Genomic DNA, 23,946 nt, shown 5'->3' on the forward strand with positions numbered 1-23,946 from the left:
GATATTTTACTTAAAACAGGATGATAAAGTCAAACCATATGTTGACTATTATTCACAGTCGTTGCTCAAATCTGCGATTTTCCTGGCCGGTATGCCGGCAAATACCCCATTGGCTGGCAGATCCTGGGCCACTACGGCTCCGGCTTCCACAATCACGTTGTCGCCGATTTTGACCCCGGCTAAAACCGTGACCCTTGCTCCAAGGCAGACGTCATTGCCAATTTCAACCCCCTTGGCCTGGGCCAGGCGCTGGCGGCGCTGGTGGGTTGACCGGGGATGGGCAATTGTCGTTAACAGGCAGTTGGGGCCAAAAGTCACGTAGTCGCCAATGTGGACCTCGCCGGCATCTTCGATGGTTAAACCGCTGGCCGCAAAAAAGTGGTGGCCGATATAGATGTTGGGCCCATTCAGGCAGCTGAAGCTGGTTCCAAAGACGGCCTGGTCCCCCAAAGCTCCCAGGTGCATCTTTAAGCGCAAGAGCTGGGCCGGCCGGTCCAGGTTGTTTCCCTGCCTCAGTTCATCGTTCCAGATGATCCCGGCTTCTTGATAATACTCAACTTCCGGGGCGGTCAACTGGTAGAAGCCGCCAGCGCGCATTTTTTCTAATTCATTCATGGTCTTTTTCCTTTAAGCTTTTTCTCAACAGTTAATTATAAGCGAAAACGTTTATTAAAAAAGCTTTCAACAGAAAAAATGCTCTGAAAAATCAAACCATATTCGTGCTGGTCACATAGGCCCGCTGGCCTGGCATCTCTGCTACCAGCTGCAGGCGGAGGCGACCAGAATAATTCTTAATCCGGAAATTCTCTTCAACGATTTCGCCATCAGCTTGGCTGCCCAGACGCCTCAAGAGGGCATAAAATTCCTTCTTATAGATGGTCTCAAAAATTTCGCCCTCCAAGCGCAAAGACTTGATCAAATTCTGGGAGGCCTTGTTGGCATAAATGAGCTCAAGTTTTCCTTTCCGATCCAGGACAACCATGACCGGAACGGTTTCCACCAGCTCTTGGTTATTTCTCCCGCTGAAAGGATACAAGGCATTCAAAACATTGACCTGGCCGATCTTTTGGTAAAAGTCGTGCTCAGCCTGGCTTTCAAATTCCAGGCCCCGCTCCTTCCTTTTGGCCGCAATCTTGTCTTTTGGCAGGGGCTGGGAGAAGTAGAAGCCCTGGGCCAAAACGCAACCGATAGAATGGAGGAAGTCGTATTCGTCCTTGGTCTCCACCCCTTCTGACAGAGTCTCAATGCCCAGCCGCTTGGCCATGTCGATCACGTCCATCAAGATAGTTGGCGTTTTTTCATTGGCGTGACGAAGAAAGGCCATGTCGATCTTGAGCAGGTCAAAGTCAAAGTTCTGCAGACTGTTTAAAGATGAGAAGCCGCTGCCGAAGTCGTCCAGCCAGACCTGGTAGCCGTCTTCGTGGAAGCGGCTGATGTGTTCCCGGATGACGGCCTCAGTATTGCTGAGCAAGGCTGACTCGGTAATTTCAATTCTGATCTGATTGCTCTTTACTCCATGCTGGTTCAAAATGGCGTTGATTTTTTCATGCAGGTCGGGCAGCTCCAGGTCATAACGGGACAGGTTGACTGAAACCATTGGGTAGTTTTCGTCTTTTTGCATGGCATCTGCCAAGTCCTGGCAGACCAGGTCCAAAATATGCAGGTCCAGCTTGTGGATAAGGTGCCCCCGCTCCAGGACTTCAATGAATTCACCCGGGTTCAAAAAGCCGTAATTAGGGTCAACCCAGCGGGCCAACGCCTCATAAGTACTGATCTTGGAGCTGAAGGTGTCCACGATTGGCTGGTAGTAGACCTTGATCCAGCCCTTGGCCACAGCTTCATCAATGTGACTGAGGAGGTAGTTTGCCAAAGTCAGATCAGCTTCCATTTTCGGATCATAACGGCAATAGTAGTTCCGGTAGTTGCCGACGGCATTGTTGGCCGCGATTCTGGCCCGGTCCATGACAAAAGAAACCTGCTGGTCATTGGCCGACAGCGGGTAGATCCCGGCCCTGATCGAAGCCCCGAAGGCTTCATCCCCGATAATGGCGTCATGAATATTCCTAATGGCTTGATCTACTTTGTTATCGGGAACCAAAGCGTAAAAGTGGTCAGCAACCGGCCTGACCAGCCAGGGGCTGCCCACTTCTTGGCCAATCACTTGAGCCAGGCGCTTTAAAAGCTCATCGCCAGCTTTTAGCCCATGCTCCTTGTTAAAAAACTTGAAATTGCTGATGTCAAAGTGGACCAGGTCCAGTTTCATACCAGGATCAGCCTTGATTTCGGCTAATTCATAGGCAACATGGTGGCGGAAGGCCGTCACGCTGCACAGGCCAGTCACGCTGTCAGCTGAAGAGCCTTTTTCCACGTAAAAGGACTTTTGCAAAAGCCCTGACATGTGGCTGGAAACAATCTGCATGACCGGAAGGGCCAGATCCATGTCTTTAGGTTGGTCCACCCCGACAAAGCCGACCAGGTCATTTTCAAAGTAAAATGGGCACAAGACCAGACTGCTGATCTCCTGGCGGGAAAATATCCCATATAACACGGGATCAGCCTCCTTGAAAGCCGCCATGTCGCTGATATAGTAACCAGAATTTTCCCTAAAGGCCTGGGCAAAAGGCGAGCCAAGATCAGCCCGCGGCATGTCCTGCAGGGTCGCCCGCTCGGAAACAACTCCCGGCGCGCACCATTCATAGGTGTTGTCATAGAGCTGCTTGTCATTCAGCTGGAAGATATAGGTTCGGGCAGCCCCCAGCTTTTCCCCGATTTCACCGAGGAAGATCATGATCGCGTCGCTAGGATCCCCATCCTGCATGGCCCGGTCCATACAGTGGTTCATCATTCCTACATAGCCCATCATTTTATTTGCTTCCGCGGGAGAAAGACTGCTGAAATCAAAATTCCTCTTAAAAGCACCAAATTTTTCCAAGCTTTACCTCACAAGCAAAACACGAATTTCCTAGTCAAAACACCGTTAACTGAAGAAGGCACTCGCGGCTTGGCCGGAGTGTCTACCTTTTAAAGCAAAAAATACTATAAAGCATTCGATTAGTAAAATCAAGTTATTAGCGCAGGATAATAAAATACTTATTAACTAAGCTGAGAAACACTGTTCTTCATTGTTTTTATATGATATTTCATAAATTATTTATTATCGAATTTGTCTTTTTTCTCCAGGTATTCCAGCAAAAAAGCCTGGGCTAAAGAGTTCGGCCGGATCTGCCGGCGGGCTTCTTCTATGCTCAGCCAGTTCCAGGCGTCGATTTCTTCGTTGGGGATAACCCTTTCCTTCTGGTCAACGGTCACCGTATAGTTGAGCATTAAGGTGTTTGAGGGGGCAAAATACTGACTGCGGTTGAAGTGGAGGCTTTTGGCCGTAAGGTGAAGCTCCTCCATTAATTCTCTTTGGCAAGTGTCTTCAGCGTTTTCCCCTTTATTAACGTAGCCAGCCACCAGGATATAGGAGTCCTTACCATACTGCTTGATTAAGAGGACCTGGTCGCCTGCTTCATTCATTACGATCATGCTGACGGCAACAGAAAATACCGGAAAGCGGAAGTCCCCGCATTGTTCGCAATATGGGATCAAGCCATCCAGAGGCAACTCCTTTTTAGTCAATTTTTGCCCGCATTGGGGGCAGTAGTTCAGTTCAAACATTTTTTAGTCACTCGCTTATCTACTCAATCTGTTATCTGCTTCAGTAGTTAACATTTAGATATACTTGCTGCCTTCCCGCCGGCTCAAAGGACTAAGTTGGCGGGAAGCGATATAGCTTCTGACCCAGGCCGGGTTGGTCTTCGAGTAGTCCCGCAGCGCCCAGCCGATAGCCTTGTTGATAAAAAATTCCTGGCTGCCCAGGTTGAGGTCAAGGATCTTGCCCAAAAGGTCTGGGTCCGTTGCCTCTTTTAAGCCTAGCTGGAATTCTATTGCCGTCCGCCGGACCCAAAAGTCGGGATCTTGTGCCCAGGCCAGCATGAGAGCGGCCGTCTTTTCCCTGTTTTCCTCATCTCTGACAAAAACCTGCCCCACCAGTTTGACCAGGCCATCGACGCTGTCCCACCAGGACTTGGTCTCAGCCAGCTACTTGATTTTTCCTAAATCCTTAAAAGTCAGCTGCCTTTCTACTCTTTTCAAGTAGTCCAAGGCAAAGTACTGTATTTCCCGGTAGTCGTCCTTAAAGCAGAGGTCAACCAGGTCCCAATCTATTTCTTCTTTAGTCACACCCTTTAAAAAAGGTCTGGATAGGTCCCGGCGCAAGGGACTCTTGATCCCGTAGAAAGGAAAAAGATTCCGCATGTACTTGCTCATGGCCTGGGCGTTTTCTTCATTGGCAGCAGCTGCATAAGCCTTTTTAACTGCCTGGTACTTTGAAAAAGAAGTCATTTTTTCACCGAGCTTTCATCTTTATGTCAGTCTGTATGGTAAAATATAAGCTATTGTGTGCTCTAGCACAATAGTTTCTAATTTATATTTTCTAGTTTTTACTTTCTATTTGTTATTTTAACTTGATTTATGGAGGATCAACATGAAAGAAAAGTTGACGCATGCTGAGTCGCTGACGATTTCCAGCATGCTCTTTGGCCTCTTCTTCGGGGCCGGGAATCTGATTTTTCCTGCCTACCTGGGGGAAGCCAGCGGGGCCAATCTCTGGATCTCCCTCTTGGGCTTCTTGATCACCGGGGTGGGCCTGCCCCTTTTGGCCATCGCCTCTTTGGGGATGACCAGGTCAGAAGGGCTTTTAGATCTCTCAAGCCGGGTCAGCCACAAGTACAGCTACTTCTTTACCTGCCTTCTGTACTTGACCATCGGGCCCTTCTTCGCCATTCCCCGCTGCTTCACGGTTCCTTTTGAAACCGGGATTTCAGCTCTATTGCCAAGCGGGATGAGCAAAAGCACCGGCCTCTTTATTTTCTCACTGATCTTCTTTTCGATCATGCTTTTCTTCTCTTTGAGACCGGGCCGGATCATGGACTGGATCGGCAAGTTTCTGACTCCGGCCTTCTTGCTCTTTTTCTTCTTTATCATGATCACGGCGCTTCTTCATCCCTTGGGCAACTACCAGGCAGTCAAGCCAGTTGGCGAATACGCCAGCGCCCCGTTAATCAGCGGGGTCTTGGCCGGCTACAACACCATGGATGCTTTAGCGGGCCTGGCCTTTGGCATCATCGTCATCTCCAGCATCCGGACCTTCGGGATCACCAAGCCGGAAAAAGTTGCTTCCGCGACTTTGAAGACCGGGGTCCTCACCTGCCTTTTGATGGCGGTGATCTATGCCATTACCGCCCTGGTCGGAGCCCAGAGCCGGAGCAGCCTGGGTCTGGCCGCTAACGGCGGGGAAGCCCTGTCCCAGATTGCCCGCCACTACTTCCCAGGTCTGGGGGCGGTAATTTTTGCCTTGATGATCTTCGTGGCCTGCCTTAAGACGGCGATCGGCCTCATCACGGCCTGCAGCGAGACTTTTGTGGAAATGTTCCCCAAGACCCTGTCTTACAACAAGTGGGCCATCATCTTCAGCCTCCTGGCCTTTGGGATTGCCAACGTGGGTCTGACCACCATCATTTCCTTCTCCCTGCCAGTCTTGATGCTGCTCTATCCGCTAGCGATTTCCTTGATCCTGCTGGCACTGACCAGCAAGCTCTTTGACTTTAAGCAGGTCGACTACCAGATCATGACGGCTGTTACCTTCCTCTGCGCCCTGGGCGACTTCTTCAAGGCTTTGCCGGCAGGGATGCAGGTCAAGGCGATTACCGGCCTTTACGGCCGCTTTCTGCCTCTTTACCAAGATGGCCTGGGTTGGCTGGTTCCTGTCGCTGTTACCTTTGTCATTTTGGCCATTAAGGCCTCAATCAGCAAAAAACGCGCCTAACGCAAAAACAGAGTTTCCAATTAAGAAGGAAACTCTGTTTTTTCTATTTTCTGATGAATTGCTCATCGCCAGCTGCTTCTTCAGCTGAGACGTAGCGTTCAACGCTCATGTGCAGGTCATACTTCTCGCGCAGCTGGGCCAATTGGCCCATCATCGGTGAAGCGTGGTGGGCATCCAGTGCCGCCTGGTTTTCCCAGCTGTCGATCAAAAGGATGGTTTCCGGGTCATCCAGGGGCTGGAAGTATTCATAGCGGAGGTTGCCAGCTTCTTCCCGGATGGCCTTGGCCACCCCGCTTGCTTCCATTTCCGCCGCGAACTTGCGGGCACTGCCGTTTTGGCCGCGATAGTAAAGGTTGACTGTTAAACTCATTTTTTCTCCTGCTTTCTGCTTAAGTATCCGCTTACATATCTAGCTTACCAGATTTTTCCTCTTCTGACCGGTCTGGAATTCTCAGCCAGTGCTTGCCCGGCTCATGAATGTTGAAGCGTTTGGCCAGGTAGTCCGGGTCACTGCTTTTGATAAAAGCAATGCCCCAGTTCTCCAAGGCTTCAGCCACTGGATACAGGCTCTGCCCCAGCTGGCTTAAGCTGTATTCCACATGTGGCGGCACTTCAGGATAGACCTTCCGGTCGACCAGCTGGTCTGCCTGCATCTCTTTCAAGCTCTGTGTCAGCATCTTCTGACTGACGCCGACGACCCCCTTTTTCAATTCGCCATAGCGCTTGGGCCCCTGCAGCAGCTCCCGCAAAATCAGAATCTTCCACTTGCTGTCCAGCAGGGAAATGGTCACCGCGCAGGGACAAATGTCAAATCTGCTGATATCTTCAGCCATAATCATCACCTCTAATGCCCATGATAGCACAATACTAACTTTTAGTAACCAACCTTACAAAAAAGTGGCTACTTACCAAAAGTTAGTTACGGTAGTAAGCTGAGAACCGTAGAGAGAAAAAACTGTTGTTTAAAGAATGAGAGGTTTGAGATTTATGGAATTTTTAGACGCGGTTAAAAGCCGTCACTCAGTCAGAGACTTCAGCAAGCGGGAGGTCAGCCGCGAAGACTTGCTGGCCATTGTTAACGCAGCCAAGCTGACCCCCTCTTGGGCCAACAGCCAAACTTGGAAGCTGGTGATTGCCAGCGGTGAGACCCTGGAAAAGATCCGTCGCCACCACGAGTCTGCCGTCGGCCAGGAAAACCAGGACAGCCCGGAAGTGCCGCCGCTGCACCGGGATACCATGGGCCCGGCAGGGATGAAGAACGTGAGCGGCTGGATGAGCGGCATCAACAATTTCATGAGCAAGGACCCGCAGGCCATGGCTAAAGACGCGGCCAGCCTGTACAATGCCCCGGCCGTTGCTTATCTGCTGATGCCGCGCGCTACTGCCCCGTATTCAGCGTACGACCTGGGTGCCTTTGGTCAGACCTTGATGCTGGCCGCCGCTGACCGGGGGATCGACTCAATCCCGGCCATGGAATACGTTCTCTACCCTAAGTTCCTGCACGAAGCACTGGATGTGGGCGATGATTACGTTTTTGCCTTGGGCATCGGCCTTGGCTACGAAAAAGACGACTCCTTGATCAACCATTTCCGGGCAAGCAGAATGGACAATGACGAATTCTTGACATTTAAAGACTAAAAATAAAGATCCACTCCAAAAGTTTTGGGAGCGGATCTTTTGCGTTTTCAGTATTCAGAGTTTTCTAAAAACTACCGGTATTCACAGTCCGCCAAATGGTCGTTGACGATGCCGATGCTTTGCAAAAATGAGTGGGTGATCACCGGGCCAACGAACTTGAAGCCGCGCTTCTTGAGGTCCTTACTGACCTCTTTTGACAAGTCGCTTTGGGCCGGGACTTCTTCAAGCTTTTCATAATGCCGGTCGACCTGCTGGCCCGCCGTAAAATGCCAGAGATAGGCATCAAAGCTGCCGTATTCTTCCTGCACTTTCAAAGCCGCCTGGGCATTGCTTCTGACGCTGAAAATCTTGCTCCGGTTGCGGATCAGCTTTTGATTTTTCAAAAGAGCTTCCAACTCTTCGTCAGTCATCGCCGCACAGGCCGCGATTTCAAAGTCATGAAAGGCGGCCTTGTAGGAATCCCGCTTGTGCATAATCGTCCGCCAAGACAAGCCCACGCTGGCGCCTTCCAAGCAGAGCAATTCAAACTCGAAGCGGTCGCTGCGCTTGATCTTGCACCACTCATAGTCATGGTATTCTTCCAGCAGCTTGTCGCCTTCCGCCCACCGGCGGCAAATGTTTTCGCTCATTTGGTCCTCCTTGACAAAAATCTTTTGCTTACTATTGAAGTATCTTTCCTACCAATCGGCAGTTTCTTTCTCATACACCTGCTTGCGGAACTGCTGGGGCGACTTGCCCGTCAGCCGCTTGAAAAACTGGGAAAACTGGCTGGGACTAGAGTAGCCCAGCTGCTGGGCTAAAGCGGTCACCGACTCATCGCTGAAGCGAAGCAACTGCTTAGCCTTCAAGAGCCGCTGCTGGTCGATGTAATTTTTGATCCCTTGGCCAGTCTCTTCCTTAAACACATGCTGCAGATAAGACTGGCTGACGTGCAGCTGGCCGGCAATTTCCGCCAAATCCGGGGGCGGATTCAAGTTCTCACTTATATACTGCTGGGCCCGATAGACCAAGGGACTGACTGCCTGCCGCTTTTGCTGGCACAAACGGTTGATAAAAATCTCCCCGATCGCCCGGGTGTATTCGTACAGGTTGGAAATCTGCACGTCGCTCTCGATTCCCTTGATGATCTCATCGCTGAGCTGGTAGGCTTCTTGAATGCTCAAACCACCTTCGATCGCCGCCCGGGTATAAAGGGTCGTGGCCGAAATCGCCAGATCCTTCTTGCTTCTAAGCGAGGAAGGATTGAAGCGGCCAAAATTCCCGACTTGGACGAAGTGGCGGAAATCATGATTGTAGCGGTCAAGGTCGCCGCGGCGGACATCAGTCATGATTTTCTCTTCAGCCAGGCGCCCTTCCAATGTCGGCTGGTTATCTTGCAAATTCATTCCCAAATTGTCCCCGGTCGCAATCTGCCCGATATTTTCATTAAAAACCGGCTCTCTTTGATAAAGCATCCAGTACAGGCAAAAGACCAAGTGGCGGAAACGCTCCACGCTCAAAAGGGGAACCTGCCGATCATAGTTTCCCTTCCCCTTCAAAGAATAACTGGTGCTCCAGGCCACGATGAGCTCCTGCTCATAAGGAAAAGCGGCCAGCAGGCTGAGATACTTTTCCTGCTTCAGCTGGACCTCTTTGCCCTGCTCCTTGGCCAAATTCCGCAAAAGCTGCTTTTTGGGCAAAACCGCCAAGGGCCGGGTATAGCTCTCAATGATTTTTTCTTCTTTAACCGAATACAGGCACAGGTCCAAATCCGTGGCCTGCTGAAATTCGCTTAACAGTTTTGTCGTCTCTAGCATTTGTAATCGCTCTCTTTTTAACGCTTTATCTAAAATTATAGCACGAATTATAAAAAAGCGTTCTGGAAATCCCGCATAATAGTAACCGTTAAGAGATGAAGCGGTTACAAATGTCCGCGATACCATGTCTGAGGTGACAACAAGTGAAGATAAGCAATATTCAAATCAACCACATGACTGAGCCGGTTGGCTTTCAGCTGGCCAGCCCCCTCTGGATCTCTGCCGAGCTGACCGGGGCAGCCGTCAAGACCGTCAGCTGCCGCCTGGTTATCAAGACCGCCGGCGAAACCGTCTACGACACGGGCCTTGCAGAAGGCAGCAGCCTTATTTTCCAGACTGACATCGACTTACAGCCCCGCAGCCGCTACGAAGTCGAAATTTTTGCCGCTAGCGGCGAAGAAAAAATTTCTGCCTCCAGCTTCTTTGAAACTGGCTACATGAAAGAAAACCTGCTGGGCAAGTGGATCGGCGACCCGCAAAAAGACCGTCACGGGGTGATCTTCCGCCGCCGCTTCACCAGCCGCAATGTCCAACAAGCCCGCCTCTACGTAACCGCCCTTGGTCTTTACGAGGTCTGGCTGGACGGGCAAAAATTAGGCGACGAATACCTGGCTCCCGGCTTTACCGACTACAACTACTATTTGCAAAGAGCCGTCTACGATGCCAGCCCCCTTTTAGCCAAAAATGGCAGCCACGAGCTGGAAATCATGGTGGCTGACGGCTGGTACCGGGGCAAATTGGGACTTAAAGAACACGGCGGGATCGCCAACAACTATGGCGACCAATTGATGGCTGTCTGCGACTTGCGGATGCTGGACGAGGATGGCCAAGAAGAAATCATCACGACCGATGAAAACTGGGACCTGGTCCAGTCCCCGGTGCCGCACTCCGGCATCTACTACGGGGAAGACTTTGACCCGACCCTACCTAAACGAAAGTTAGGTCAAGCAGTTCTGGTTAAGCCAGTCAGCCGCTACATCATCGACCGGCTCAGCCTGCCAATTACCGGGCATGAAGTTTTTTCAGCCAAATTGCTTAACACGCCAAGCGGGGACTGCGTCCTGGACTTTGGCCAAAACCTGGCCGGCTGGGTTGAATTCTACAACCGCCTGCCAAGAGGCGAGAAAGTCGACCTGCAGTTTGGCGAAATCCTGCAAAATGGAGAATTCTACCGGAACAACCTCCGCTCAGCCCGGGCCAGCTTCACTTATGTCAGTGACGGAGAGGCCGCTTGGGTCCGCCCCCACTTCAGCTACTTCGGCTTCCGCTATGCCAAGTTGACCGGCTTTGGCCAAATCGACCCAGCTGACTTTAAGGCTGTGGCCCTGTACTCCGACATGCAAGAAACTGGCTGGCTGAAGAGCAGCCGGAAAGAAGTCAACCGCCTCTTTGAGAACGTAAAATGGGGGCAGAAGTCCAACTTCATCGATGTTCCAACCGACTGCCCGCAGCGCGATGAGCGCCTGGGCTGGACCGGGGACGCGGCAGTTTTTGCCAAGACGGCTTCCTACAACATGGACACATACGAATTTTTCAAAAAATTCAGCTATGACATGGCCGTCGAACAAAGCCAATATGAAGGCAAGCTTCCCCTCTACGTGCCGAGCGTCGGTGAAAAAGACGGGGGCAAGGCCGTCTGGAGCGACGCCAGCGTCATCATTCCTTGGCAGGCCTACTCCCGCAGCCAGGACCCGGCCATTTTGAAGCAAAACATCGGAGCCATGATGTCCTGGGTCGACTGGGTCCATGACCGGGCGCAAGCCGCCGGCAACGAATACCTCTGGCTGGGCGACGACCAGCTGGGCGACTGGCTTGCCCTGGACACCGAAGACATCATGCACTTAAAGGGCAAGACCGACGACGACCTGATCGCCAGCGCCTTTTACTACCACTCAGCCAGTCTGCTGGCCCAAAGCGCCCAAGTGCTGAAAATGAAGCATGAACAGCAGTACTACCGGCAGCTGGCCAAATTGATCAAGCAGGCCTTCTTGGAAGAATTCTTCACCAAGTCCGGCCGGCCTTTAGCCGACACGCAAACCGGCTTAGCCATCTGCCTCAGCTTCGGCCTTTACCCGGATCAGGAAAAAGACCGCTTAGTCCGCCGCTTGGTTGACATTATCGAAAAGAACCATAAGCACTTAAGCACCGGCTTTGTGGGCACGCCCCTTTTATTGCCGGCCCTGTCCAGAAACGGGGAGCACAAGCTGGCCGTCCGCCTCTTTTTGAACAACGATTTCCCTAGTTGGCTCTACGAAGTTGAGCACGGAGCCACGACCATCTGGGAAAGATGGGATTCCGTTGATTCCTCCGGCAAGATCGCCCAAAATGGGATGAACTCCCTCAACCACTACTCAAGCGGCGCTGTCATGCAGTGGGCTTATGAAGACCTGCTGGGCTTAAAGCAAGATGGCAATCTGGTCAGCTGGCAGCCGCGGATCAGTCCGGAATTTCCGGAATTTGCTGGGCAGATTTCCCTGCCGGCCGGCAGCTTGCAAGCGGGCTGGGAAATCATCAGTCCAAACGAAGTCAAGCTGCACTTAACCGTGCCTTTTGGCGGCCAGGTCAACCTGGACCTAGCAGAAATGCAAAAAATGCTGGGGCCGGGCACTTACGAATTTACCATCATCCCCGACCAGCCCCTGCTTACCTCCTTTGACGTGCACACGCCGCTGAAGGACTACTGCCAAATCGAAAGCTTGGCCGACCAGCTGCAGGACCTGGTGCCTTTCTGGGGTTTTTTGACCGCGCCGGGCAACCTGGACCACTTTCAGGACTTCTCCTTATACCAGCTCAGCCAGGAGATGCGGGGCATCGGCTTCAAGCCATTAGATAAAAACGAAATCAAGCAAATCAACCAATTATTCCAAAATTATTCTTTGCAAAAAGCAAGCGAGGTAGCAAAATGAAACGCTTTTTCTCAAAATTGGCCATTCTTCTATTGAATGTCTTCGTGGTCGCTTCTGGCGCCACGGCCGCCACTGTTCCTTTGATGACCAAGTCCTTCAGCAATGTCAGCCCAACCATGATCGAGCTCTTGATGACGGTGCCGGCCTTGGGGATCATCTTTTTTACGCCATTGAGCAACTTCATCGTTGACCGGATCGGGGTCAAGAAAGACATCATGCTTGGTCTTTTGATCATCTTGATCTCCGGGGTTACGCCAGCTTTGACCACCAACTTTGCCTTGATCTTCATCTCCAGAATCGGGATCGGGGTCGGGACCGGGATGCTGGCTTCCTACGCTTTAGCCTTGATCATCGCCCTTTACCAGGGCCAGGAACAAGGACAAATGATGGGTCTTTCCAGCGTCGTTCAAGGGCTGGGGATGTTCCTCATGACCTACTTTGCCGGCTCTTTGATGCGCTACGGCTGGCAGGCTTCCTACTGGGTTAACGCTTTTGCCCTCCTGGTCTTCTTGCTCGTCCTCTTCTTTATTCCAAGCAGCATTGACCAAAAGTTCGCGGCCAGCCAAAACCCGCAAAAGCAAGTCAAGACTGACAAGCACGTTGACGGTCCTGTCTGGCTCTTGGCCATCTTCATGTTCTGCTTCAACGCGACTTTCGCCTTCATCACCATCCGCTTTGCCAGCCTGGTTGTTGCTAAGGGCTACGGCACTGTCCAAGACGCCAGCACCTTGCTGGGGGTAATGTCTTTTGCTATGGCCGCTGGCGGCTTCATCTTCATGGCCTTGAAGGGGGGCATCAAGCACTTCTCCATGGCGATTGCCCTGGCTTGCGGGACCTTAGCCTTTGTCATCCTGCCTTTGTCAAACTCCTTAGTCCTCAGCGGCCTGGCTGTCGTTTTGGTCGGCATCGCCGTTTCCATGTCCATGGTTTCCATGGGTTCCTACGTGGGTGACTTCACCAGCCCTTCCCGGGTGCCATTCTCAACTTCCGTGGCCATGTCAGCCGCCAACATCGGGACCTTGGTTTCACCATACATTGCCCAGGCAGTAAGCAAGATTTTTGGCAGCAATTCTCCAGCAACCACCTTCGTCTTTGGGGCCTTCGTCTTCGCCATCCTCTTGGTCGTAGCCATCTTGATCGGAGTCAACTACAATAAGCTGGCCCAAGGTTCAAAAGCAAAGAAAGTAGACAACACTAACAATTTGGAGGGACAAAATGCTTAGTCAAGCAGCTGAAAAAGCAATCGAATTTTCAAGAAAATACATCAAGCCGGCCCAAAGAGAGCCGCTTACGCCAGACGTAGTCCAAGGGGCCCGCAAGTCAGCTGATGACGGCAACCCCTTCAGCTTCCCGGCTGGGGTAACTTTAGAAGAAGTAACCAGTCCGGTTAAAGGCGAATTTTACCGGCTGGAAGAAAAAACTTCGCCTGACACGGTCCTCCTTTTTTTGCATGGGGGTGCCTACGCTACCGGGACGGTCAAGTCCCGCCGCCGGCTGGCGGTAACTTTGGGCCAATTAGTCTCCTGCGACGTCTTTGCGGCTGACTACGCCCAATACCCGGAAGGCCGGCATCCCGCGGCCCAAAACGATGTTGAAGCCGCCTACGCTTACTTGAGAGGACGCTTTAGCCACATCCTGGTCTTCGGCGAATCCGCCGGGGCCAGCCTGGCCTTGACCTTGACCTTGTCCTTAAAGGCAAAAGGTGAAAAATTGCCAGACCGCCTGGCCCTCTTTTCCCCGGTTATTTCCCAGCTCAGTATTCTGACTTCAGAATACTTGAACGATGACCGGGACCCGATGCTGGTTGGGGCCGGCGACCCCGTTCCGTATTTCACCGAGCCGGCCAAGAAGGATCCCTTGATTTCACCGATTTACGGCGACTACCAGGGCTTTCCGCCAATGATGATCAATTGCGGCAGCGAAGAGGTCAAGCTGGACCACTCCTTGATTTTGAACTACCTCGCCACTAAGGCCGGCGTTGACACGACCTTGAAGGTCTGGCCAGGACTTTTCCACGTCTTTGTCCTTTTTGACATGCCGGAAAGCGACCAGGCTTTAAAGGAGATCTCGGCTTTTTTGAGAAAGGACTAACGCTTCAGCATGACAACATTTCTTTGCTTAGACATCGGAGGCACCAAGTTAAAAAGCGCCCTGGCCGACGAAGAGGGCAACTTGACTGACAAGCAGACCAGCCCCACCCCGGCGGTAGCTGAAGCCTTTACCGGCAAGATCCAGTCTTTGGTCGGCCAATATAAAGAGCAGATCAGCGGGATCGCCATTAGTACGCCTGGTACGGTTGATCCTGTGACCCAGCGCCTGCGCTTTGGAGGGATGCTGCCTTTTCTGGACGGAATCAGTTTTAGTAACTTGCTCTGCGATTTTGACCTGCCAATTCATGTCGAAAATGACGGCAAGGCCGCGGCTTTAGCTGAAGTCTGGCAGGGCAGCTTAAAAGGCACCGATACTGGCGCCGTTATCGTCTTAGGGACGGCGGTTGGCGGCGGGATTATCATCAACCATCGCCTCCACTATGGCCTGCATGCTCAAGCCGGGGAATTCAGCTTCATGATGACCCGGGATCCAGCTGGCGGCGATGAAAAAATGGTGGCCCACAACAGCTCAGCTGTAGAAATGGTCCAAGCTATGAACCAAGCAGCTGGGAACGTCGACCTCTTAGACGGACAGGCAGCTTTTGCCAGCGCGGCCAGCGGCAACCAGGCGGCTCTGGCGGTGTTGGACCAGTGTAGCCTCAACCTTGCCCAGCTGATCTTGAACATCCAGACCATCATTGACGGCGACCGGGTAGCCATCGGCGGCGGTGTTTCCGCCCAGCCCCTCCTGCTTGACCGGATCAAGGCAGCTTATGAGCGGCTGACCAAAAGTCCGGCCATCATCGGCGAAACTTTGACCAAACCGGAGATCGTGGCCGCCAAATTCCGCAATGATGCCAACTTGCTGGGGGCCTTATACGGTCTTTTGCAAAATACCAATTTTGACTTAAAGGAGGCAGCCGATGAATTCTAAAAAAGCCATGCTCGTCGGCCGGATTGCCAGCATCATGTCAATTCTGATGTACGTTTCCTATTTTCCGCAGATCATGAACAACCTGCACGGTCAATACGGCAACCCCGTTCAGCCGCTTGTGGCCTGCATCAACAGCACTTTTTGGTGCAGCTACGCCCTATTGCAAAAGTACAAGGACTGGCCGGTCTTTATTGCCAATGTTCCAGGCATTATTTTTGGCCTAATCACTTTCCTAACGGCCCTGCACTGATTCTGATATTTTCCATCTTCTATCTTATATATTTAGCTTTTTAAAAATTCGGTAAAAAACTCCCTCTGGCAAATCAGTAATGCCAGAGGGAGTTTTGTTCTCTATTATAAGTCCAGCAGGCCGTCTTCATCAAGAATTTGCACCTGCTTGCCATTCCTTTTAACCAAAGTCATTTTTTCGAGGAGTTTGAATTTGCGAGAGAGAGTTTCGGGAGTAGTTCCGAGGTATAATGCAATATCTTTCATCTTCATGGACAGCTGGACCTGGTCGCTTCCAGCCACCTTAGCCAAGTCCAAAAGGTAGCTGGCCAGTCTTTCTTCGACTCTTTCCATAGCCAAAAACTGGGTCTGTCTTTCTGTTTCCAGCAGCTTCTGGGCACTGAGTTCCAGCAATTTGAGGGAGAGCTGGGGATTTTCCAGGAGAACCCGGTTGAAGTCTGTCTTGCTCAAGCTGCAGATCTCCGTGTTCTCCATGGCCTGGCCGAAGAAGCTGTCATTTTCCAGGCCAAAAAGCTGCTTTTCCCCTTCATAGCCGCCCGGCTCTACAACCCGGAGCAGCTGCTCGCGTCCGCTGGCGGACAACTGATAAACCTTCATGTTCCCCCGGGCCACGATCTGCAGCTTTTCATCCCCTGGCTGGAAAATCGTCTCACCTTTTTGATAGCGCCGGCGGCTGGCCAGGGAATTGATCTTAAGCTGGTCTTTTTCTGGCAGGTCCGCGAACAGCGGGACCAGGCTGACACATATATGCTGCATTTTCCTCTCCTCTGCTGGTAAAAATTAGCCCTGGACCAAGTGGTCGAATTCTTCCAGGATCTGGTAGGTCATGGTCATCGCCCCGCAAGCATCAGCTGGGATGGCGTAGCCGGCGGTCAATTCCCGCAGCTTGGCAAAGTCGGCCGTCAAGTCTTCCTGGCCACTCTTGACCTCTTTTTGAATATTTTCGTAAAGCTTGCGGACCTCAAAGACTTCCGGGTGGTGGGCACCGTGGGCCTTGGTAATTGCCTGCGTATATAAGTCTAACATTTCATCGTTCTTTGCGAAAAATTCCTTGATCATCATTTTTCTCCTTTTTTCAATCAGTCGTTTTATTGTTTCTTTTTTTCTTTTGCTTTTCTTGTTTTTCTTTTATTTAGCACTGGCCTTTAAAACGTCATAGCCGATGTTTTTCACGGTCTGGCTGATCGTCTCCAGGCTGGTTTTGGCCGGGTCAAAGCTGGCCTTGGCCTTGCTGGCGTTGAAGAGGACCTTGACGCTGGTCTTTTCAACCCCGTCAACGCTGGCAATCGCCCCTGCGATCTTCTGCATGCAGGTCGGGCAGGCTAACGTTTCGAGTTGTAAAATTGCTTTTTGCATGATTTTTCGTCCTTTCTTTTTTATTGGATGCTCTCAATGCCCTTAGTATACGGGCCTTCTGCTTGAGAAAAATTGTTTTCTATCAACTTTTGCGCTTTTTGCAATTTTGACCGGTAGGCTAGCAGCCGCATGGCGTTCAGGATCACGACCAGGATGCTGCCTTCGTGGACAAACATCCCGATGGCCATGTTCATCCAGGAACTGGCCAAAAGGCTGACCAATAAGACCGCTACGACAGCCAGGGCGATGGTAATGTTTTCGATCATGTTCCGCCGGGTAGCCTTAGCCAGGGCCAGAGCCCGCGGAATCCGGTCAAAGCTGCCGTTCATGAGGACCACGTTTGAAGTTTCAATCGCCACGTCGGTTCCGCTGCCCATGGCAATCCCGATATCGGCCCGGGCCAAGGACGGGCTGTCGTTGATCCCGTCGCCGACAAAGGCCACGATCTCGCCGGCTTCCTGCCGCTTTTGGACAAAGTCTGCCTTGTCTTCTGGCAAAAGCTGGCCATATGCCTCAGTGAGGCCCAATTCTTCAGCCACCAGGTCAACCGTCTGCTGGTTGTCACCGGACAAAAGGAGCAGGTTCTTCACGCCCAGCTTTTTTAAAGCGGACAGGTCTTCTTTGACCCCGGCCCGGATCTCATCCTTTAAGCCTAAGGCAAGCTCTAATTGGCCATTGACGGCGACCAGAACCAGGGAATTGCCAGCTGCTGCCAGCTCTTTTAAGTCCTTTTCCATTTCTTCCGTGACTGGAACATGGTACTGGTCAAGCAGGTAGCGGTTGCCGACCAGGACCTGCTGGCCAGCTGCTTGAGCAACGATCCCGCCGCCTTGGAGAGTCTGGGAAGCTTCAACTTCTTTTGCTTCCAGGTCCACGTAGTAGCTCGTAATCGCCTTGGCCAGGGGATGGGAGGATTCTTTTTCCACGCTGACCAAAAGCTCTTCAGCCTCCTTGCCTTGGCCATATTTTTTCACCTGGCTGACCCGGGGGTCGCCGTAAGTCAGGGTCCCGGTCTTGTCAAACATGACCGTATCGACCTTGCTGAACTTGGTGATGACCTCACTGCCCTTAAAAAGGATCCCTTGCTTGGCCCCGTTGCCGATTCCAGCCACGTTTGAGACCGGCACTCCAATAACCAAAGCGCCTGGGCAGCCGAGAACCAGGATGGTCACGGCCAGTTCCAGCTTTTGAGTAACCAGGCCAACAATAATGGCCAAAAGCAGGACCACTGGAGTGTAGTACTTGGAGAAGCGGTCAATCAAGCGCTCAGCCTGGGACTTGGAGTCCTGGGCTTCTTCGACCAGTTCGATGATCTTGCCAAAAGTCGTTTCATCCCCGACTTTTTCGGCCTTGATCCGGATAGTCCCATTTTCTAAAATAGTGCCGGCGTAGACCAAGTCACCAGGCTTTTTGCCTAAAGGCATGGACTCACCAGTGATGCTGGACTCGTTGACCGTTCCGGAGCCGAAGACGACTTCCCCGTCGACCGGAATCTTGCCCCCGGTCTTGACCAAGAGGATGTCCCCTTCGTCCAATTCGCCTAAGTCAACTTCTTCAAATTCGCCTGATTCAGTCTGCCTAAGGGCTGTTTCTGGCACCATCTCCACCAATTCTTTAACTGCTGACCGGGTCTTGGCCAGGGTCTTTTGCTCTAGGTATGCCCCAAACAAGAAGAGAAAGGCCACGATGGCCGATTCCTCAAATTCCTGGATGACGAAGGCGCCTAAGATGGCCAGGGTCACCAATAAGTCGATGCTGATGACTTTGACTTTTAGGGCCTGCCAAGCCTCTAAGGCGATGGGAAAACCGCCGATAAGAGAGGCGGCCAAGAGCAGACTGGCTGCTGCTTCGCTTTTAAACAGCCATTTAGCGGCAAAGGCCAGGACGATTAAGATGCCTGTGATTGCCGTCAGCCGGTTGCGATTTTTCATTAACCATTTTTGCATTGATCTTTCGACCTCCTTGATTTGCTGCTTTTAATATACTGGGAAAGCAGAATTCCCCAATTGATTTCTATCAAGATCGGGATTTTTCACGCAAAAAAACACGTACTGATTTGCCATCAGTACGTGTTTGCTAATTATTATTGCTTTACAGCTTGCCGTATTCTTCGTCATCAACCGGTTCAAGCCATTCGTTGCTCATGTTTTCGCCTGGAATCATAAAGGCCAGGTGGGAGAACCAGCTGTCCTTGGCTGCCCCATGCCAGTGCTTGGTGTTGGCTGGAACGATGACTGCCTTGCCCGGGGTCATCTTTACTGGCGCTTGGCCTTCAATCTGGCACCAGCCTTCCCCGCCAACACAGATCAATACTTGGCCGCCGCCCTTGTCCGCGTGGTGGATGTGCCAGTTGTTCCGGCAGCCCGGTTCAAAGGTAACGTTGTGAATCGGGAATGGAGCATCAGTTACCGGGGCAAGGTAGCTGTTTCCAATAAAGTACTTAGCATAGGCATCATTTGGCTCGCCGATAGGGAAGAAGATCGTCTTCTCGTAGGCTTCTTTTGACAGGTCGGCTGCTTCATCTTCAGTCCAGATATCCTTGGCCATGTTAAAGACAGCCCAGGCTACCGGCCAGCCGGCGTAAAAGGCCGCGTGCGTGATGATGGCGGCGATTTCCTTCTTGGTAACCCCGTTTTTCTTGGCAGTCTGCAGGTGGTACTTCAAGGATTCGTCCACCAGCCCCCGGCCCATGAAGACTGAGATTACGACAATGCTTCTGGTCTTGGGATCGATATCCTGGTTGTTCCAGTTTTCGCCAAAAAGCACATCGTCGTTAAAATGCGCGAATTCCGGCGCGAAATCGCCTAATTGGTCTCGGCCTGCAGTTTGAATGATCTTTGCCATTGTTTTGCCTCCTGATTTTACTATGCTTTTTTCCAGATAACGTCCGTGTCGGGCATCCCGGCAAAAAACGAGATGTCGTCCTCAGTGCGGCCGATCGGCTGCTGGTTAAACACTTCACCGTTCTGTTCATACAGAATGACCAGGCTGCCAGCCGGCGGCCAGTAAGAAATATCGCCAATCTTATAGCCAGTAACCACGGCCTCAGTGGCCGGCAGGCTGCCTGCCCCCATCCGGCAGCACATTTCCCTGCCATAGAGGTTAAGCATGGTCAAGGTTGCCGGCAGTTTATCATAAAGCTGCCTGGCCGCGGCATTGTCGTAAAGCTTCGCGTAAACCGTGTGCTTGCCGGCTGTAATACTGACCCTCATCTCTCTCACCTCGTCTATGCTTTCTATTATAAGAGCAATAAACAAGTATGTTAAATGCTTATGTTTTATGGAGAGGTATACCTTCAAAGCATGCTTTTAAAATAATTCAAAAAGGCAGCAGCCGCGCCAAATTCCGGCAGGGGCTTTTTCCAAGCAAAGACCGAGCTCATGTAAAGCTCCGGCTTGAGCGGCCGGAAGACCAGGCGGTCAGTCGGATACATGTTTACAGCTCCTTCGATTGTCAACGCGGAAGCCAGGCCGGCGTCCACGATATCTACCGCCTGGGTAATCAAGTTGAAAGTGCAAAAGATATCCAGTTCTGCTTTTGGCCGGCCAATCCAGGTTAGGAGTTCCTTTTGGACTGGCAGGCGGTCAGAAGTAATAAGCGTCTCATTCCACAGGTCTTCCCGGGTAATGAACTCCTTCTTGGCCAGTGGGTGGCTTCTTCTTAAAAGCAGGCCCCAGCGCTCCTTGTCCTTCATCCGGACATAGTCAAATTTTGTTACGTCAACCGGCTCCAGCAAAAGGCCGAAATCAAGCAAGCCTTGTTCCAGCTGCTGCTTGACGTATTCCGCGCTGTTGGTGTACAAGCGATAGCTGACGTTAGGGTGGTCTTTGCGAAAATTGGCCATGATTTCCGGAAAAACCCGGGAGGAGTACAGGCCGCCGCTGCCAATCGAAATGACGCCGCCAATTTCTTTAGCATCAGCGAAGTCATCTTCGATTTTTTCAACCAGCGCCGTCACTTCTTCAGCCCGCCGCTGCAGCATGATGCCAGCGTTCGTCAGCTTCAGCCGCCGCCCCCGGATAAACAGCTGCGTGCCAAGCTCTTCTTCCAATTGGGCGATCTGCCGGCTCAAGGCTGGCTGGGTCACGTGCAGCACTTCTGCCGCTCTTGAGATATTTCCTTCTCTGACTACCGCCAGATAATATTGCAAGGCCTTGATTTCCATTTAAGTTGCTCCATCTCCATCTTTATTTAAAAAAGACACCAAGCCAGCAGACAGATTAAACTCAGCCAACTTGCTCAAAGATGGCAATCTCTCCTGTCTGGATTTTCTCTTCTACTTAATTTTACCGATTTCTCCGCCTTTTGCGGGCAAAAAAACATGACTCCGCTGCTTGGGCGGAATCATGTTTTGAATGGCTTTCTGCGTCCAGGGGCACCATAATCGTGCCGGAGACTGGTTCGGTTTCCAAGAGATCGATAAAGCCATCCTGGTTGGTATCTTGGGCAAGGGTTGGCACTTGGGCATCCTTGCCGTCCGGGAAGCCATGGAAGTGTTCCCAGTGCTGGATGTTAGCCGGGGTGTCGAACATCTCCAGCTTGATGTGGAGCTTGTCTCCCTCAGTCGTGAATTCTACATAGCCGTGAGCCTGGCTGCCAATTTTTTCTGCGTTAAGTGCCGTAATGTCGGCGCGGTATTTAGTCATATTTTTTCCTCAACAAATCATGGTTATCGCTTTAACGTTAAAGGGAGTTTTAACTATTTAAAAATAACTATATCACGTCATGACTATATTTAGTATATCATATAGCAAGTTTACTTACTATTTATAAAATAACGAGTTGATAGAATATTTTTCATATAAAAATATCATTATTCACCATTTTTAAGCTCTCGCCAATCATCTTCCAGGATCGCCATCAAGATGTCATCAGCGTATTGGCCCCTGTCGAAAACTGCATCCCGCAAAACTCCCTCCCGCTTAAAGCCCGCCCGCAGGTAAGCTTTTTCCGCGCGGGGATTAAAAGAGAAGACATCCAGTTCAAGCCGGTGCAGGTGCAGCTGGTCAAAGGCGAAATCCCGGCTCACTTCAACCGCCCAGCTGCCAATGCCCTGCCCTCTTTCCGCCGGATGAAAGATGCAGATGCGGAAGTTAGCCCGGCGCAGGTCCCAGTCGATTTCGTTGATCACGCTCTCGCCGATGATTTTACCGTTTGGATCTAAGATCAAGAAGAAGTATCTGTCCGTTTCTTCGATAGCTTTTAGGAAAAAAGAAGTCACTTCTTCCTTGGTAAATTCCTTCTTGCAGCCGGTCAGTCTGGCTACTTCCTTGTCCAAGGGGCAGTAGTTCTGGAAATAATAATCGTCCACATCGCTGGCTTGTGCCAGGCGGATCGTAAAGCCATCTTTTTGCCAAGTTGTCTTCATGTGACTGTTGCCTCTTCATTCTAAAAACTATCTGCTGTCAGCTTTCACGTAGAAAGTGCCCCGGCCAGATCCCTTCCGGATGACAAGCCCCTCTTCAGTGAGCTTCTTTAACGCGGCAAGTGCTGATGACCGGCTGACGCTTGGGCAGTGGGCCAGCACGTCCGCGCTAGTGAATTTGCCAATTTTTTCCAGGGCATAGTGCTTCACGATATCATATGCCGTACTGCCTTGGCCATGCTCAGACATTAATCCGACGCGATCTTCAAACTCAGTGTAGCAAGCCAAGATCACCTGCAGCATGTAGCGGATGAAAGGCGTAGGATCATTTTTTTCTTCATGCCAGCCCAAGTCAATCTGCTGCAAAACATCGTAGTAGCGGTCCTTAGTTTTTTCAATCTGCTTTTCGATACTGATGTACTTTCCGACATTGTAGCCACTCTTGTACAAAAGGAGCAGGGTCAACAGCCGGCTCATTCGGCCGTTGCCATCATTGAAAGGGTGAATGCAGAGAAAATCGCAGATAAAAGCAGGAATTAGTATTAAAGCATCAATTTGCTCGGTCGCGCTAGCCTGCTCATAAGCATTGCACAGTCTTTCCACAGCTTCCGGCGTATCGGCAGGCGAAACCGGGATAAATCTAGTAACTGACGTTCCATCTGGCCTGGTTTCATTGATATAATTCTGGACACTCTTAAAGTGGCCGCCATAAGAGAAGCTAGCTCTTTTTAACAGATCTCGGTGAAGCTGAAGAATGTAAGACGGCCTGACGGGGATATACTCATAGCTCTCGTGGATTGTGTTCAGAACATCTCGGTAGCCCATGATTTCATCTTCATCCCGGTTCCTTGGTCGCGTTTTTTCGGCAAAAAGTTGCTTCATCCGTGTGCTTGTCGTCACGATCCCCTCAATTTTGTTTGAGGCTTCGGTACTTTGGATCTTGGCTATTTCAACCAAGCGGTCAAGTTCCACGGGCTTTTGCCGGACAAACAAGTCCTGTCTGCCCTTGTATTCATGAATCTTGGCCACGAGATTGACTATGTCCATGTCCCAGGCTTTTTCAGCAAGTTTGCTGTAATCAAATGACCTCATAAGTTTCCTTTCGTCCAACTAGCTCTTTTTCGTCCAATTTTGCCCAATTTTGGACGAAAAAGCAAATAATTGGACTAAAAACGTCCCTTCACGCTTAAACATGAAGGGACGTTACTTCCTAATGCTGTTGTAGCCATAATAATTCTTCCAATGTACTTCATCCCCATCTACCATAAACAAAAATTATAGCACCCTATCATTTATTACATTATTAACTGAGAGCAAATCATATCTTTTTACTATCAAGTTAATTTGACTACCAATCTTTACATCTGTGGTGGCTGGCAAATAAAAATTATCACCGTCTGAATTTGATACCCTAAATAAGTTCATCTTACCAACCTTTTCCCGAGATAAAACATAAAAGGTTTTTCCAGAATGATTTTCTTCGTATAGTATGCCTATCTTACAATCATAAATCTCTTGCTCTTTCACAAAAGAGAATTGATCATTTCCAATTAAATCCGAATCATCAAATACTGTGTATTGCTGTTTGGATTTTTGACTTTCAACAATGATATCTCGCGTAAATTCATATTCTTTTATTGCAATCACCTTATACATCTATACTTTCCTTCCTCATATTGATAAATTTTTTCATCGTCGTTACATCCCTAAAAATACTTCTATGAGATAGTTTACGCTTTTCTT

The 23,946-nt window shown here is 50.8% G+C and carries 23 protein-coding genes and 3 pseudogenes; 7 read left to right on the forward strand and 19 right to left on the reverse strand.

What is annotated here, in order from left to right; genetic code table 11:
* Positions 1–48: 48 nt before the first annotated feature.
* The 4 genes and pseudogenes from ACYVUV_RS08390 to ACYVUV_RS08405 all read right to left on the reverse strand — a co-directional run bounded on the left by ACYVUV_RS08390 (position 49) and on the right by ACYVUV_RS08405 (position 4,386).
* On the reverse strand, positions 49–615 hold the full coding sequence (locus ACYVUV_RS08390; protein WP_439775700.1) for a DapH/DapD/GlmU-related protein: 567 nt from the start codon (positions 613–615) through the stop codon (positions 49–51).
* Positions 616–706: 91 nt separating this feature from the next.
* Positions 707–2,863, reverse strand: a complete 2,157-nt coding sequence (locus ACYVUV_RS08395; protein WP_439775701.1) for a sensor domain-containing diguanylate cyclase — start codon at positions 2,861–2,863, stop codon at positions 707–709.
* 284 nt (positions 2,864–3,147) lie between these two features.
* The gene (locus ACYVUV_RS08400) at positions 3,148–3,660 is read right to left on the reverse strand and encodes an NAD(+) diphosphatase (protein WP_439775702.1); all 513 of its coding nucleotides are present in this window, start codon (positions 3,658–3,660) and stop codon (positions 3,148–3,150) included.
* Positions 3,661–3,714: 54 nt separating this feature from the next.
* A pseudogene (locus tag ACYVUV_RS08405) lies at positions 3,715–4,386 on the reverse strand (DNA alkylation repair protein).
* 142 nt (positions 4,387–4,528) lie between these two features.
* On the opposite strand from ACYVUV_RS08405, the gene brnQ reads away from it, so the two are divergent.
* Entirely contained in the window at positions 4,529–5,869 is a 1,341-nt protein-coding gene (brnQ, locus tag ACYVUV_RS08410; RefSeq protein WP_439775703.1) for a branched-chain amino acid transport system II carrier protein, read from the forward strand.
* A gap of 43 nt (positions 5,870–5,912) precedes the next feature.
* Here brnQ and ACYVUV_RS08415 read toward each other — a convergent pair whose 3' ends face one another.
* Positions 5,913–6,239 (reverse strand): putative quinol monooxygenase, encoded by a 327-nt coding sequence (locus ACYVUV_RS08415; protein WP_439775704.1) that lies wholly within the window; start codon positions 6,237–6,239, stop codon positions 5,913–5,915.
* Between the two features lie 151 nt (positions 6,240–6,390).
* Positions 6,391–6,708, reverse strand: a pseudogene (locus ACYVUV_RS08420) (winged helix-turn-helix transcriptional regulator); the annotation flags it as partial.
* A 148-nt stretch (positions 6,709–6,856) separates the two neighbouring features.
* On the opposite strand from ACYVUV_RS08420, the gene ACYVUV_RS08425 reads away from it, so the two are divergent.
* On the forward strand, positions 6,857–7,507 hold the full coding sequence (locus ACYVUV_RS08425) for a nitroreductase (RefSeq protein WP_439775705.1): 651 nt from the start codon (positions 6,857–6,859) through the stop codon (positions 7,505–7,507).
* A gap of 71 nt (positions 7,508–7,578) precedes the next feature.
* On the opposite strand, the gene ACYVUV_RS08430 is transcribed toward ACYVUV_RS08425, so the two are convergent.
* Together ACYVUV_RS08430 and ACYVUV_RS08435 are read right to left on the reverse strand one after the other, a co-directional pair.
* Positions 7,579–8,136: a DNA-3-methyladenine glycosylase I gene (locus ACYVUV_RS08430; RefSeq protein WP_439775706.1), complete on the reverse strand. Its 558-nt coding sequence runs from the start codon at positions 8,134–8,136 to the stop codon at positions 7,579–7,581.
* A gap of 48 nt (positions 8,137–8,184) precedes the next feature.
* Entirely contained in the window at positions 8,185–9,303 is a 1,119-nt protein-coding gene (locus tag ACYVUV_RS08435; protein ID WP_439775707.1) for a helix-turn-helix transcriptional regulator, read from the reverse strand.
* A 143-nt stretch (positions 9,304–9,446) separates the two neighbouring features.
* Between ACYVUV_RS08435 and ACYVUV_RS08440 the strand changes: the two genes are divergently transcribed.
* From ACYVUV_RS08440 to ACYVUV_RS08460, 5 genes are read left to right on the forward strand one after another with little or no spacing between them, the layout of a single operon-like run.
* On the forward strand, positions 9,447–12,209 hold the full coding sequence (locus ACYVUV_RS08440; RefSeq protein WP_439775708.1) for a family 78 glycoside hydrolase catalytic domain: 2,763 nt from the start codon (positions 9,447–9,449) through the stop codon (positions 12,207–12,209).
* Complete coding sequence (locus tag ACYVUV_RS08445) at positions 12,206–13,432, forward strand: MFS transporter (protein WP_439775709.1); 1,227 nt, start codon at positions 12,206–12,208, stop codon at positions 13,430–13,432. The genes ACYVUV_RS08440 and ACYVUV_RS08445 overlap by 4 nt, the downstream gene beginning before the upstream one ends.
* Positions 13,425–14,300 (forward strand): alpha/beta hydrolase, encoded by an 876-nt coding sequence (locus ACYVUV_RS08450; protein WP_439775710.1) that lies wholly within the window; start codon positions 13,425–13,427, stop codon positions 14,298–14,300. The genes ACYVUV_RS08445 and ACYVUV_RS08450 overlap by 8 nt, the downstream gene beginning before the upstream one ends.
* 9 nt (positions 14,301–14,309) lie before the next feature.
* Positions 14,310–15,233: an ROK family protein gene (locus ACYVUV_RS08455; RefSeq protein ID WP_439775711.1), complete on the forward strand. Its 924-nt coding sequence runs from the start codon at positions 14,310–14,312 to the stop codon at positions 15,231–15,233.
* Positions 15,223–15,483 (forward strand): SemiSWEET family transporter, encoded by a 261-nt coding sequence (locus ACYVUV_RS08460; RefSeq protein WP_439775712.1) that lies wholly within the window; start codon positions 15,223–15,225, stop codon positions 15,481–15,483. Before ACYVUV_RS08455 ends, ACYVUV_RS08460 begins: the two co-directional genes overlap by 11 nt.
* Before the next feature lie 104 nt (positions 15,484–15,587).
* On the opposite strand, the gene ACYVUV_RS08465 is transcribed toward ACYVUV_RS08460, so the two are convergent.
* From ACYVUV_RS08465 to ACYVUV_RS08515, 11 genes and pseudogenes are all read right to left on the reverse strand, one after another.
* Positions 15,588–16,238, reverse strand: a complete 651-nt coding sequence (locus tag ACYVUV_RS08465) for a Crp/Fnr family transcriptional regulator (protein WP_439775713.1) — start codon at positions 16,236–16,238, stop codon at positions 15,588–15,590.
* 24 nt (positions 16,239–16,262) lie between these two features.
* Positions 16,263–16,544: an iron-sulfur cluster repair di-iron protein, ric gene (locus ACYVUV_RS08470; protein WP_439775714.1), complete on the reverse strand. Its 282-nt coding sequence runs from the start codon at positions 16,542–16,544 to the stop codon at positions 16,263–16,265.
* A 66-nt stretch (positions 16,545–16,610) separates the two neighbouring features.
* A complete protein-coding gene (locus tag ACYVUV_RS08475) occupies positions 16,611–16,838 on the reverse strand; it encodes a heavy-metal-associated domain-containing protein (RefSeq protein WP_439775715.1) in 228 nt (75 codons plus the stop codon).
* Positions 16,839–16,858: 20 nt separating this feature from the next.
* Complete coding sequence (locus ACYVUV_RS08480) at positions 16,859–18,784, reverse strand: heavy metal translocating P-type ATPase (protein WP_484499258.1); 1,926 nt, start codon at positions 18,782–18,784, stop codon at positions 16,859–16,861.
* A gap of 145 nt (positions 18,785–18,929) precedes the next feature.
* Positions 18,930–19,682, reverse strand: coding sequence for a carboxymuconolactone decarboxylase family protein (locus ACYVUV_RS08485; RefSeq protein ID WP_439775717.1), 753 nt, complete (start codon positions 19,680–19,682; stop codon positions 18,930–18,932).
* A gap of 20 nt (positions 19,683–19,702) precedes the next feature.
* The gene (locus ACYVUV_RS08490) at positions 19,703–20,050 is read right to left on the reverse strand and encodes a cyclophilin-like fold protein (RefSeq protein ID WP_439775718.1); all 348 of its coding nucleotides are present in this window, start codon (positions 20,048–20,050) and stop codon (positions 19,703–19,705) included.
* An 83-nt stretch (positions 20,051–20,133) separates the two neighbouring features.
* Complete coding sequence (locus ACYVUV_RS08495; RefSeq protein ID WP_439775719.1) at positions 20,134–21,003, reverse strand: LysR family transcriptional regulator; 870 nt, start codon at positions 21,001–21,003, stop codon at positions 20,134–20,136.
* 190 nt (positions 21,004–21,193) lie between these two features.
* Positions 21,194–21,484, reverse strand: a pseudogene (locus tag ACYVUV_RS08500) (hypothetical protein); the annotation flags it as partial.
* A gap of 167 nt (positions 21,485–21,651) precedes the next feature.
* Positions 21,652–22,206, reverse strand: a complete 555-nt coding sequence (locus ACYVUV_RS08505) for a GNAT family N-acetyltransferase (RefSeq protein ID WP_439775720.1) — start codon at positions 22,204–22,206, stop codon at positions 21,652–21,654.
* A 27-nt stretch (positions 22,207–22,233) separates the two neighbouring features.
* Complete coding sequence (locus tag ACYVUV_RS08510; RefSeq protein ID WP_439775721.1) at positions 22,234–23,295, reverse strand: Fic family protein; 1,062 nt, start codon at positions 23,293–23,295, stop codon at positions 22,234–22,236.
* Between the two features lie 183 nt (positions 23,296–23,478).
* Entirely contained in the window at positions 23,479–23,859 is a 381-nt protein-coding gene (locus ACYVUV_RS08515) for a hypothetical protein (RefSeq protein WP_439775722.1), read from the reverse strand.
* Positions 23,860–23,946 lie beyond the last annotated feature (87 nt).

The sequence above is a fragment of the Lactobacillus sp. WILCCON 0149 genome, from assembly GCF_057197965.1.

Coding starts and splice junctions, on each gene's coding strand:
- ACYVUV_RS08390 (WP_439775700.1), bottom strand. CDS start 615: ATGAATGAATTAGAAAAAATGCGCGCTGGCGGCTTCTACCAGTTGACC.
- ACYVUV_RS08395 (WP_439775701.1), bottom strand. CDS start 2,863: ATGATGGGCTATGTAGGAATGATGAACCACTGTATGGACCGGGCCATG.
- ACYVUV_RS08400 (WP_439775702.1), bottom strand. CDS start 3,660: ATGTTTGAACTGAACTACTGCCCCCAATGCGGGCAAAAATTGACTAAA.
- brnQ (WP_439775703.1), top strand. CDS start 4,529: ATGAAAGAAAAGTTGACGCATGCTGAGTCGCTGACGATTTCCAGCATG.
- ACYVUV_RS08415 (WP_439775704.1), bottom strand. CDS start 6,239: ATGAGTTTAACAGTCAACCTTTACTATCGCGGCCAAAACGGCAGTGCC.
- ACYVUV_RS08425 (WP_439775705.1), top strand. CDS start 6,857: ATGGAATTTTTAGACGCGGTTAAAAGCCGTCACTCAGTCAGAGACTTC.
- ACYVUV_RS08430 (WP_439775706.1), bottom strand. CDS start 8,136: ATGAGCGAAAACATTTGCCGCCGGTGGGCGGAAGGCGACAAGCTGCTG.
- ACYVUV_RS08435 (WP_439775707.1), bottom strand. CDS start 9,303: ATGCTAGAGACGACAAAACTGTTAAGCGAATTTCAGCAGGCCACGGAT.
- ACYVUV_RS08445 (WP_439775709.1), top strand. CDS start 12,206: ATGAAACGCTTTTTCTCAAAATTGGCCATTCTTCTATTGAATGTCTTC.
- ACYVUV_RS08450 (WP_439775710.1), top strand. CDS start 13,425: ATGCTTAGTCAAGCAGCTGAAAAAGCAATCGAATTTTCAAGAAAATAC.
- ACYVUV_RS08455 (WP_439775711.1), top strand. CDS start 14,310: ATGACAACATTTCTTTGCTTAGACATCGGAGGCACCAAGTTAAAAAGC.
- ACYVUV_RS08460 (WP_439775712.1), top strand. CDS start 15,223: ATGAATTCTAAAAAAGCCATGCTCGTCGGCCGGATTGCCAGCATCATG.
- ACYVUV_RS08465 (WP_439775713.1), bottom strand. CDS start 16,238: ATGCAGCATATATGTGTCAGCCTGGTCCCGCTGTTCGCGGACCTGCCA.
- ACYVUV_RS08470 (WP_439775714.1), bottom strand. CDS start 16,544: ATGATGATCAAGGAATTTTTCGCAAAGAACGATGAAATGTTAGACTTA.
- ACYVUV_RS08475 (WP_439775715.1), bottom strand. CDS start 16,838: ATGCAAAAAGCAATTTTACAACTCGAAACGTTAGCCTGCCCGACCTGC.
- ACYVUV_RS08480 (WP_484499258.1), bottom strand. CDS start 18,784: ATGCAAAAATGGTTAATGAAAAATCGCAACCGGCTGACGGCAATCACA.
- ACYVUV_RS08485 (WP_439775717.1), bottom strand. CDS start 19,682: ATGGCAAAGATCATTCAAACTGCAGGCCGAGACCAATTAGGCGATTTC.
- ACYVUV_RS08490 (WP_439775718.1), bottom strand. CDS start 20,050: ATGAGGGTCAGTATTACAGCCGGCAAGCACACGGTTTACGCGAAGCTT.
- ACYVUV_RS08495 (WP_439775719.1), bottom strand. CDS start 21,003: ATGGAAATCAAGGCCTTGCAATATTATCTGGCGGTAGTCAGAGAAGGA.
- ACYVUV_RS08505 (WP_439775720.1), bottom strand. CDS start 22,206: ATGAAGACAACTTGGCAAAAAGATGGCTTTACGATCCGCCTGGCACAA.
- ACYVUV_RS08510 (WP_439775721.1), bottom strand. CDS start 23,295: ATGAGGTCATTTGATTACAGCAAACTTGCTGAAAAAGCCTGGGACATG.
- ACYVUV_RS08515 (WP_439775722.1), bottom strand. CDS start 23,859: ATGTATAAGGTGATTGCAATAAAAGAATATGAATTTACGCGAGATATC.